General features: G+C 71.0%; 6 protein-coding genes. 4 read left to right on the top strand and 2 right to left on the bottom strand.

Features of this window, described 5'->3' with window-relative positions:
• Positions 1 to 181: 181 nt before the first annotated feature.
• The 3 genes from LV78_RS01055 to LV78_RS01045 all read left to right on the top strand — a co-directional run bounded on the left by LV78_RS01055 (position 182) and on the right by LV78_RS01045 (position 6,666).
• Positions 182 to 2,980 (top strand): helix-turn-helix transcriptional regulator, encoded by a 2,799-nt coding sequence (locus LV78_RS01055; protein ID WP_253842615.1) that lies wholly within the window; start codon positions 182 to 184, stop codon positions 2,978 to 2,980.
• Between the two features lie 279 nt (positions 2,981 to 3,259).
• Positions 3,260 to 4,099, top strand: coding sequence for an ABC transporter ATP-binding protein (locus LV78_RS01050; protein WP_253842614.1), 840 nt, complete (start codon positions 3,260 to 3,262; stop codon positions 4,097 to 4,099).
• Positions 4,099 to 6,666, top strand: coding sequence for an FtsX-like permease family protein (locus LV78_RS01045; RefSeq protein ID WP_253842613.1), 2,568 nt, complete (start codon positions 4,099 to 4,101; stop codon positions 6,664 to 6,666). The genes LV78_RS01050 and LV78_RS01045 overlap by 1 nt, the downstream gene beginning before the upstream one ends.
• Before the next feature lie 464 nt (positions 6,667 to 7,130).
• On the opposite strand, the gene LV78_RS01040 is transcribed toward LV78_RS01045, so the two are convergent.
• Together LV78_RS01040 and LV78_RS01035 are read right to left on the bottom strand one after the other, a co-directional pair.
• A complete protein-coding gene (locus LV78_RS01040; RefSeq protein ID WP_253842612.1) occupies positions 7,131 to 7,811 on the bottom strand; it encodes a response regulator transcription factor in 681 nt (226 codons plus the stop codon).
• Positions 7,775 to 9,076, bottom strand: a complete 1,302-nt coding sequence (locus LV78_RS01035) for a sensor histidine kinase (protein ID WP_253842611.1) — start codon at positions 9,074 to 9,076, stop codon at positions 7,775 to 7,777. The genes LV78_RS01040 and LV78_RS01035 overlap by 37 nt, the downstream gene beginning before the upstream one ends.
• Positions 9,077 to 9,270: 194 nt before the next feature.
• On the opposite strand from LV78_RS01035, the gene LV78_RS01030 reads away from it, so the two are divergent.
• On the top strand, positions 9,271 to 10,323 hold the full coding sequence (locus LV78_RS01030; RefSeq protein WP_253842610.1) for a GDSL-type esterase/lipase family protein: 1,053 nt from the start codon (positions 9,271 to 9,273) through the stop codon (positions 10,321 to 10,323).
• The last annotated feature ends 21 nt before the right edge of the window (positions 10,324 to 10,344 follow it).

Raw genomic sequence — 10,344 nt, 5'->3', positions numbered from 1 at the left:
AGCTACCCGCCGGTAAATGCCCACGGTGGACAACGTGACGGTTTTTCATATCACTTTCCCCTGGTGTATATACGAACGTATTGTACAGTCGTATAGCTCGATCTGGTTGCAATGAGTGGCGATTCGATTGCGCAGCGTTGCCTCGGTCGCACGTGCGGACTGCTGATCTTGGGGGACCACCATGAGCCTCGTTGAGAGCGAGCACCTACTGGATCGAGCCCTCGCGCTGTTAGCCGAGAGCGCTCGTGGTCGGGGTCAGGTCGTGCACATCAGCGGCCCCGGCGCCAGTGGGAAGACCACCCTGCTCAGGGCGTTCGCCGACCGCGCCCCCGACGACCCGCTCCTGCTCGGCGCCACCTGCTCGCGCGCCGAGCGGACCCTGCGCGGCGGCGTGCTCGCCCAGCTCGCCGCGGGCCTGCCCGAAGGCCAGTCCGAGCGCCCCCTGCGCCTGGACCTCGACCAGCCCGACGACCCGTCCGCCCAGGACTCCCCGCAGGCGATCCGCGAGGCCTGCGAACAACTCCTGGAGATCGCCCGCCGCCGTCCCGTCGCCATCACCGTGGACGACGTCGAGCACGCCGACCCGCTCAGCCTCCAGGCGCTGCTGTACCTGCTGCGCCGGATCGACACCGCCCGAATGATCGTCGTGCTCACCGAGTCCGACCACTCGCGCCGGGTCAACGCCCTGTTCCGCGCCGAGCTCACCCGCATGTCCCGCTTCACCGGCATGAGGCTGTCCCCGCTGTCCCCGCGCGGCGTCGCCCAGGTCATCACCAGGGAGCTGGACCCGGCCACCGCCGCCACCGCCTCCGCCCTCACCGTCCACGCCGTCAGCGGCGGCAACCCGCTGCTGGTCAAGGCCCTGCTCCAGGACCACCGCGCGGCCTCCCTCGGCGGCCCCGAGCACACCGCCGACGACGCCGTCGTCATCGGCGAGGCGTTCCGCAGGGCCGTCCTGGCCTGCCTGCACCGCTGGGACCCGGAACTGCTGGAGGTCGTGCGCGCCGTCGCCGTCCTCGGCGAGAACGCCACCCCCGAGCTGCTCTGCCGCTTCCCCGAGCTCACCACCGCCGCCACCGAGGCCGTCACCTCCCTCAACAGCGCGGGCCTGCTCGACGACGGCCGCTTCCGGCACCCCGCCGTGCGCGCCGCCGTGCTCGGCGACATCGGCGCCGACGAGCTGACCGAGCTGCACCAGCGCGCCGCCGAGCTGCTCTACGTCGAGGGCCTGCCCAGCGGCGACATCGCCACCCACCTGGTCGCGGCGGGCGCGGCCACCGCCCCGTGGTCGGTGTCCGTGCTCCGCGACGCCGCCGACAGCGCCCTGGTCGAGCAGCGGCTCGACCACGCCACCGACTGCCTCAAGCTCGCCCGCACCGCCTGCCCCGCCGACGACGAGCCCGGCCAGGCCGCCCTGCTCGCCGCGCTCGCCGCCGTCCAGTGGCGAACAACACCGTCCGTGGTCGCCAGGCACCTGCCCGCGCTCGCCGAAGCGGCCGAGCAGGGCCACCTCGACCCGCGCGACACCGGGGCCCTGCTGCGCTACCAGCTCTGGCACGGCCGCCGCGCCGAGGCCGAGACCACCCTGCGCCGCATGGAGGAGGCCGCCGCCAGGCCCGGCAGCCCCGTCCTCGCCGAGCACCGCGTCCTGCGCGACTGGGTCCGCTGGCAGCACCCGACCGTGGCCGCCGCCGTGCGGCCCGCCACCGGCGACCGCCGCTCCGCGCTGGCCCGCGACCACCAGGAGGACCTGCTCGCCGCCGCCGAGTGGGTCCTGCGCAACCGGTGGATGCCCGACAGCGCCCCGGAACTGGTCGTGCACGCCCTCATGACCCTCGCCGCGTGCGGCGCCCTCGGCCGCGCCAAGCACTGGCACGACGCGCTGCGCGAGGAGCTCGGCACCGGCCAGAACACCACCTGGAAGGCCACCCTCGCCGACGCCCGCGCCCACATCGCCCTGCTGGAGGGCGACCTCGCGGGCGCGGAGCGGCAGGCCCGCCTCGCGCTGGCCACCCTGTCCCCGCGCAACTGGGGCCAGGCCATCGCCTCCCCGCTCGCCGCCCTCGTGCTCGCCACCTCAACGGCGGGCAAGCACGACGAGGCCGAGGCGCAGCTCAAGCGCAGCGTCCCGGTGACCGTGCGCGACACCTGGCACTGGGCGGTGTACCTGCGGGCCAGGGGCCACGCCCACCTGGCCGCCGGTCGCCCGCACGCCGCGCTCGCCGACTTCGAGGAGTGCGGCGAGCTGGTCGTGCACTGGGACCTGGACCTGCCCGCGCTGCTGCCGTGGCGCTCGGACGTCGTCCTGGCCCAGTTCGCGCTCGGCCGGGGCGAGCGCTCCGCCGAGCTGGTCCTGGCCCAGCTCGACCGCCCCACCGCCGACCTGCCGAGGGTGCGCGGCGCCTCGCTGCGCGCCCTGTCCCGGTCCGCCGAGCTCAAGCAGCGGCTGCCCATGCTGCGCGAGTCCGTGGCGCTGCTCCAGGGCTGCGGCGACCAGGTGGAGCTCTCCCTGGCCCTGGCCGCCCTGGGCTCCACGCACCACGCGCTGGGCGAGTTCGGCGCCGCCGAGGTCGTGGCCAAGCGCGCCGTGCGCACCGCCGAGGCCTGCGGCGCGGGCGCCCTGTGCCGCGCCGCGCTGCCCGCAGGCCTGGTCCTGGACGGCACGCCCACCACCACCCCCGAGACCGAGACCACCACCGAGACCGCCCCCACGACCGAGCCCGACGACCTGGCCACGCTCAGCACCGCCGAGCGCAGGGTCGCCGCGCTGGCCGCGATGGGCCACACCAACCGCGAGATCGGCCGCAAGCTCTACATCACCATCAGCACCGTCGAGCAGCACCTGACCAGGGTCTACCGCAAGCTCAAGGTCCGCCGCCGCGCCGACCTGCCCACCGGCCTGCCCTTGGAAGCGCTCTCCGCGTGGGGCGCGGAGACGGCGGTCGGCGCGGTCAGACCGGGCGCCACGCACCGCGCGTGACGCGGTCCGCCCCACCCGTTCCCCGCCCCACCCGTTCCCCGCCCCACCCCGTTCCCCGCCCGCAGCTCGGGCTCGTGAGCCGCCCTCACGACCACCCGAACCGCAGGTTCACCCGACGGTGTCATCCCGCGATTTCACCCGAAGGGGTGGGTCTAGACCCACCCTCCTAGGCCCACCCAACCGGGCCGCTAAGTCCATGGCAGACAAACGATCTCGCCAATAGCGTTGTCCGCAACACCACAACGGGATCGAAGAGAAACGAGCGCTGGGAGAGTGACCATGTTCGGCAACAGGCGCAGGGAACCACAGGGCGGCGGGAGCGCCAGGGCGGCCGTGCGCCTGGACTCCGTCCGCAAGACCTACGGCAAGGGCGAGAACGCCGTCGAGGCGTTGCGCGGGGTCGACATCTCGTTCGGCTACGGCAGCTTCACCGCCGTCATGGGCCCGTCCGGCTCGGGCAAGAGCACCCTGCTGCAGTGCGCTGCCGGTCTCGACGTCCCCACCACCGGCGCGGTGATCCTGGACGGCGTCGACCTCACCGGCAAGAACGAGGTCGCCCTGACCGAGCTGCGCCGCGAGCGCGTCGGCTTCATCTTCCAGAGCTTCAACCTCCTGCCCGCGCTGACCGTGGAGCAGAACATCACGCTCCCGCTCAAGCTCGCCGGGCGCCGCATCGACCACGGCCGCGTCGCCGACGTCATCCGCCGGGTCGGCCTCGACCAGCGCCGCGGCCACCTGCCGAGCGAGCTGTCCGGCGGTCAGCAGCAGCGCGTCGCGATCGCCCGCGCCCTGGTGGCCGAGCCGCCCGTCGTGTTCGCCGACGAGCCCACCGGCGCCCTCGACACCCGCACCGCGCTGGAGGTCCTGGACCTGCTGCGCGAGTCCGTCATGGTCACCGGCCAGACCATCATCATGGTCACCCACGACCCGGTCGCCGCCTCGCACGCCGACAACGTCGTGTTCCTCATCGACGGCCAGGTCATCAGCGACATCCACAACCCCACCCCCGAGGCCGTCGCCGACCGGATGACGCACCTCACCGCGCTCGTCGAGCAGCCCCGCCGCTCCTTCGACCTCAGCTCCAGCTCGAACCAGCGCGGTCCCAGGGGTGAGTACTGATGTGGGGTCTGGCCCTGCGCACCCTGCGCTTCCGCAAGAGCGCGTTCGTCGCCACCTTCATCGCGGTCATGCTCGGCTCCGGCCTGGTCATCGCCAGCGCGGGCCTGATGGAGACCGCCATCCGCATCGCCGTCCCGGCGGAGCGCACCGCCGCCGCGCCCGTCGTGGTCAGCGGCAGGCAGGCCTACCTCGTGCCCAACGAGGACCCGAACGACCTCAAGAACATGAAGACCGTCGCGCTGGCCGAGCGCCAGTGGCTGCCCGAGGACCTGGCCGGTGAGCTGGAGTCCGTCACCGGCGTCGAGCGCGTCGTGGGCGAGACCAACATCGCCGCCACCGTCGTCCGCGACGGCAAGCCCGTCCAGGTCGGCGCCCAGTCCCTCGGCCACGACTGGGCCTCCGCCGAGCTGGCCCCGTACCGCATCACCGACGGCGCCGAGCCCACCGACGACCGCGACGTCGCCCTGGACACCGCGACCGCCCAACTGGCGGGCGTCAAGGTCGGCGACCAGGTGGACGTCCTCATCAAGGGCAAGCCGAGCACCTTCACCGTCTCCGGCCTGACCTCGCCCGCCCGCGAGGACCCCCAGTCCCTGCTGTTCTTCTCCTCCGACGCCATCTCCTCCCTGGGCCTGCACGGCGGCGACATCAGCGCCTACGGCCTGTTCCTCAAGCCCGGCGCCGACGTCGACACCGTCCTGGAGACCGTCGAGGACAAGCTGGCGGGCCAGCCCTACATCGTCCTCGCCGACCGCGACCGAGGCGTCGCGGAACATCCGGAAGCCGTAGGCGGCCGAGCCCAGCTGATCCCCCTCGCCGGCGTCTTCGGCGGCATGGCGGTCTTCATCGCCATGTTCGTGGTCAGCGGAACCCTGAGCCTGTCCATCCAGCAGCGCCAGCGCGAGGTGGCGACCCTCAGGGCGATCGGCGCCACCCCCAAGCAGGTCCGCCGCATGATCGTCGGCGAGGCGTTCTTCATCTCCACCGTCGCCGCCCTCCTCGGCTGCGTCCCCGGCTGGCTCATCGGCCCGCTCCTGTTCTCCCTGGTCTCCGACGCGGGCGTCATCTCGCCCGTCGTCGAACACCACCAGGGCTTCCTCGCCTACCTCATCGGCCCCCTGGTGGCACTGGTCACCGCCCTGGTGGCAGCCCGCATCACCAGCTCCCGCGCGTCCAAGGTCAACCCGGCCGAGGCCCTCGCGGAAGCGGCCGTGCAGCGCAAGTGGGTCACCTTCCCCAGGGTCTTCTTCGCGGTGATCTTCTTCGCGATGGGCATCGCCCTGTTCATCGTCACCGGCACCGTCATGACCGGCCCGGTCGCCTCCGCCACCGCAGGCCCCGCGGTCATGGCCTGGGCACTGGCCCTGGCCCTGATCAGCCCCGGCCTCACCAAGGTCCTCGGCAAGCTCCTGTCCATCCCGGTCAGGGCCTTCACCGGCATCGAGGGCTACCTGGCGAACAACAACATGAAGCTCCGCTCGATCCGCATGGCCGCCGCCGTCACCCCCGTGATGCTCGCGGTGGGCATCGCCCTGGCGAACTTCTACACCTCCACCACCCAGGAAGCGGCAGCCGTCAAGTGGTACGCGGAGGACCTCCGCGCCGACGCGGTCGTCTCCTCCACCACCGGCGGCTTCGACCCGAGCGTGGTCGACCAGGTCCGCCAGGTCGAAGGCGTCGAAGCGGCCTCCCACTACACCACCAGCGCGGGCTGGATCGACAAGCCCTACGACGGCTCCCACGTGGAGAGCCCCTGGCCCATCCAGGGCGTGGACGCCCAGAACGCGTCCCTGATCACCGGGATCACCCCGGTGGAAGGCGACCTGGCCAAGCTGACCGGCGACACCGCGGTCCTCCCCGTCGAGCAGGCGGCGGACATGAACGTGGGCATCGGAGACAAGGTCACCCTCCGCATGGGCGACCGCGAACCCGCCGAGGTCACCATCGTCGCCCTGTACGAGGCGAAGAGCGGCTACGAGAGCATCGTCGTCCCGGCAACCCTGGCCGCGAAGCACAGCACCACCGGCATGATCCGCCAAATCCTGGTGGCCGCGAAGGACGGCACCGGAACCGATGCCCTGGCAACGGCACTGACCGAAAAGGTGGCCAACGTCCCCGGCGCCGTGGTGGGCGACCGAGACACCATCATCACCCCGGCGGAGGGCAGCAAGACCCAGACCTGGGTCAACTACCTCCTGGTGGGCCTGGTCAGCGGCTACGCCCTGATCTCCGTGGCGAACACCCTGGTGACCGCAACGGCGTCCCGCAAGCGAGAACTGGGCGTCCAACGCCTGATCGGCTCAACCCCGCGCCAGGTCATGTGGATGCTCGGCATCGAAGCCTCGGTGATCGCCACCATCGGCATCATCCTGGGCACGGTGGCCTCCATCGCCACCCTGATGCCGTTCAGCATCGTGGTCCTGGAAAGCCCGTTCCCCTCAGGCTCAATCCTCATCTTCCTGGGCGTGGCAGTAGGCGCCTTCGCCCTAACCCTGGGCGCAACCCTGCTGCCGGCCCGCAAACTCCTCCGCATCCCCCCGGCGGAAGCAGCGAAGGCCGCCGACTAAAGACCACTCTCCACACCCCCAAGGGACCCGGAGCCTCTCCCCCTGGCTCCGGGTCCCACCCATGCCACACCCCACAACCCACAACCCACGTCACCGCACAAGCTGCAAGCCAAACCGCGTCGCGGGCTGCGGGGCGAGCGCAGCGAGCCCGCAGCCGCCCCATCCCGCGTCCCTCTTCTCCGTTTGGCCTGGCGCAGCCCGAGCGCGCTCGTCAAGATGCCGCCGCACTGCCCGGAAGACCGGGGTGTCATACGGCGTCTTGACGAGTGTGCTTGCCTGAAAGGAGGCCAAACGGAGAAGAGGGACCCCACCCACCGCAGTGGTAAACAGCACCACCCCCGAAAGCGCCACCGGCCGGCAGAGCTCGTCCCCCTCTTTTTTGGAGGTCTGCCCCGCCGGCGAGGCGAGCCCTTCAGCTCTTGACCTTGACCTTCCCCCAACCTCCCAAAACCCACCGCACCCCCCTACCTCCGAGGCTGCTCCCCACTCGGGCTGGGGTTCTTATCGTTCAAATAAGCCAAAACCGCCCGAACCCGCCGATTGTGATCATCAGACTGGTTCAACCCCAACTTCGTGAAAATGCTCGTCGTATGCTTCGCAACAGCCCCCTGGCTGATCACCAACTGCTGCCCGACCGCCGCGTTCGAGAACCCCTCGGCCATCAACGCCAGCACTTCCCGCTCCCGCTGCGTCAACATCGCCATCGGCCCACGCCGAGCGTTCCCCGCCAACAACCGCGAGATCACCTGCGGATCCATCGAAGTCCCACCGTCGGCAACCCGCCGAACCGCGTCCACGAACTGATCGCTGTTGAACACCCGGTCCTTCAACAGGTACCCGATCCCCCCAGCCCCGTCCGCCAACAACTCCCGCGCGTACAAGCTCTCCACGTGCTGCGACAACACCAGCACCGGAAGCCCAGGAACCTGCCTCCGAGCCTCCAACGCGGCCTGGATACCCTCATCGGTAAACGTAGGCGGCAACCGCACATCCACCACCGCCACGTCCGGCCGCTCCTTCACCAGCACAGCCAACAACTCCGGCCCGTTGTCCACCGCCGCCACCACCTCGAACCCGTGGGACTCCAGCAGTTGGACCAGACCTTGCCTCAGTAGGTAGAGGTCCTCGGCGAGGACGACGCGCACGGCAGCTCCAAGATCGCGACAGTTGGTCCCCCGACCGGACTCCGAACATCAAGGCTACCGTCGAACGACGCGCACCGGCGTGCGATCCCCCGCAGCCCGGTGCCCCCGTTCACGCTCGCCCCACCGCACCCGTCATCGCTCACCGAGATGATCAACTTCTCCTCGGTCAACCGGGCCACGATCCCCACGTGCCGCGCGTCCGAGTGCTTGGCCGCGTTGGTCAACAGCTCCGACACCGCGAAGTACGCCGCCGATTCCAACGGCGCGTACAACCGCCTCGGCAGATCCACCGCCAGCTCAACGTCCAACGGGCTCTCCAGCGCCAGAGCCTCGATCGCCGCCGCCAACCCCCGCTCCGACAACAGCGGCGGGTGGATGCCCCTGACCAGGTTCCGCAACTCCTCCAACGCCTTCACCGAAGCCTCGCGCGCCTCCAGCAGCAACGTCCGCACCGCGTCCACATCGGACTCCAGGTACCGGTCCGCCGCCCCCAGCTTCATCCCGATCGCCACCAGCCGCGCCTGCGCCCCGTCGTGCAGGTCCCGCTCGATCCGCCGCAGCTCCGCCGCCTGCACGTCGATGATCTCGGTCCGGGTCTCCGACAACTCCTGCACCCGGTCCGCCAGCAGCGCCCGCCGGGTCGGCGACAGCAGCGCGTTCGTCAGCAGCGCGTGCCCCCGCACCACCCAGTGCGACCCGAACAGCCACGTGGCCAGCGACACGCCCCCGATGGTCATCGACAGCGCGAGCCCCGCCGTCCCCCCGAACGGCATGAAGATCTCCAGGAACCGCTCCCCGGCCTCCCCGAAGAACGCCCACGCGGCCCCCGTCACCACCGTGCACTGCACCGCGTACGCGAGCGTCGTGACCGGGAACAACCCGGCCAGGAACCCCAGGAACGTGTTCCCGACCGCCCACCCGAGGTCCCGCCAGGTGGCCGGGTCCCGGAGCAGCCAGTACGTTCGGTGCACCACGTCCAGCACGCCCTCGGGCGGCTCAGGCCGAGGCAGGTAGGGCCGAACGATCTCCACCCCGGCCGCGCTGGCGAGCCGCCTGCTCTGGTTGGCGGTCCACCGCAGCGCGGTCACCGAGACCGGCACCAGCAGCACACCCACGCCCAGCACCAGGAACGCGACCGACAGCACCGTCAGGATCACCACGACCAGCGAGGCGAACGCGCTGGCCACGAGCAGCAGCCCCTGCACCGTGGCGCGCGACGCCAGGCGGGGCTGCTCACTCCACGGGCTGTCCCAGGGGCTGTCCATCCGAACCAGCGCTCCGCCGTCCGCCGAAGGGGTCAACACGCCAAGCGTAGCGACCCGAGCACCGTCCGGAGTCCCCCGGAAGGGCTGCTGTCCGTTTCAGGGGGGACCCCTGAACCTGCCTAGGGGCACAGGGGCTTGGCCACTCCACCCACCGCCGGGATCATCACCCAGGACCACCACCCCCTGGGGGCGCCGTGACCCGCAAAACCCTCACCCTGTCAGCCGCAGCCGCGACCCTCCTCCTGCTGACCGCCCTCCTGACCGCCTACCTGACCACCTCCACCACCCCCACCCTCCTCGACACCCGAGAAACCGCAGTGGTCTCCCTGGGCGACAGCGCCATGGCAGGCGAGGGAGCAGGCGACCACACCCCCGACACCAACGGCCAGAACGGCAACTGGTGCCACCGCTCACCGCACGCCCTGGTCCACCACACCGCCCTGGCCACCCACTCGTTCAACCTGGCCTGCTCAGGCGCGGACTCGACGAACGTCTCCTCCTCCGACACCACCCACAACACCGAGTCCTCCCAGTCCCGCAGGCTCACCGACCTGGCCCGCACCCACCGGGTGACCACCGTCCTCGTCCAAGTGGGCGCGAACGACGACCCGGAGTTCGCGAAAACCGTGGTCTCCTGCGTCCTGGCCTGGCTCAACCCCTTCGGCAAGGGCTGCCGCGACCCCCTCCGCGAGTCCTGGCCCGCCCGCCTCCGCGCGATGTCCCCCAAGGTCGAAACCGCGCTGAACGACATCCGAACCGCGATGTCGGAAGCCGGCTACACCCCGACCGACTACACCCTGATCCTCCTGTCCTACGCCTCCCCGGTGACCGAGAAGATCGACCGCTTCCGCAGCGTCGCCCAGGGCTGCCCGATCAAACCCGAGGACGCCGCCTACGGCAGGCTGGAGGCGGTCCCCCAGCTGTCCGAAGCCCTGAGAGGCGCAGCCGAACGCACGGGAACCCGCTTCCTGGACCTCTCCAGGGCAACCGAAGGCCGCGAGGCGTGCAGCCGGGGCGACGACCCGACCGGCGAGTGGCAGCGCAGGCTCACCGTGGAACCGGAAGCACTCCGCGAGCTGACCGAAGGCGCCGAGGACGCGGTCCTACGAGCAGCCCAGCAGTCCTTCCACCCCACCGCGGAGGCCTACACCCACATGGCCGCCTGCGTGGCGGAGTTCGCACCCACCACCCGCAGAACCGCGATGTGCGTGCCCGACGGCGACGGCCTCCGCCTGTCGGAAGGCTGACCGAAGCCTCCCGCAGCCTGT

Origin of the sequence: Actinosynnema pretiosum (genome assembly GCF_024171695.1) — a bacterium.
In the GTDB taxonomy this organism is placed as follows: domain Bacteria; phylum Actinomycetota; class Actinomycetes; order Mycobacteriales; family Pseudonocardiaceae; genus Actinosynnema; species Actinosynnema pretiosum.
Note: the sequence above shows the minus strand (reverse complement) of the source record. Positions and strands in the feature narration are given on the sequence as shown.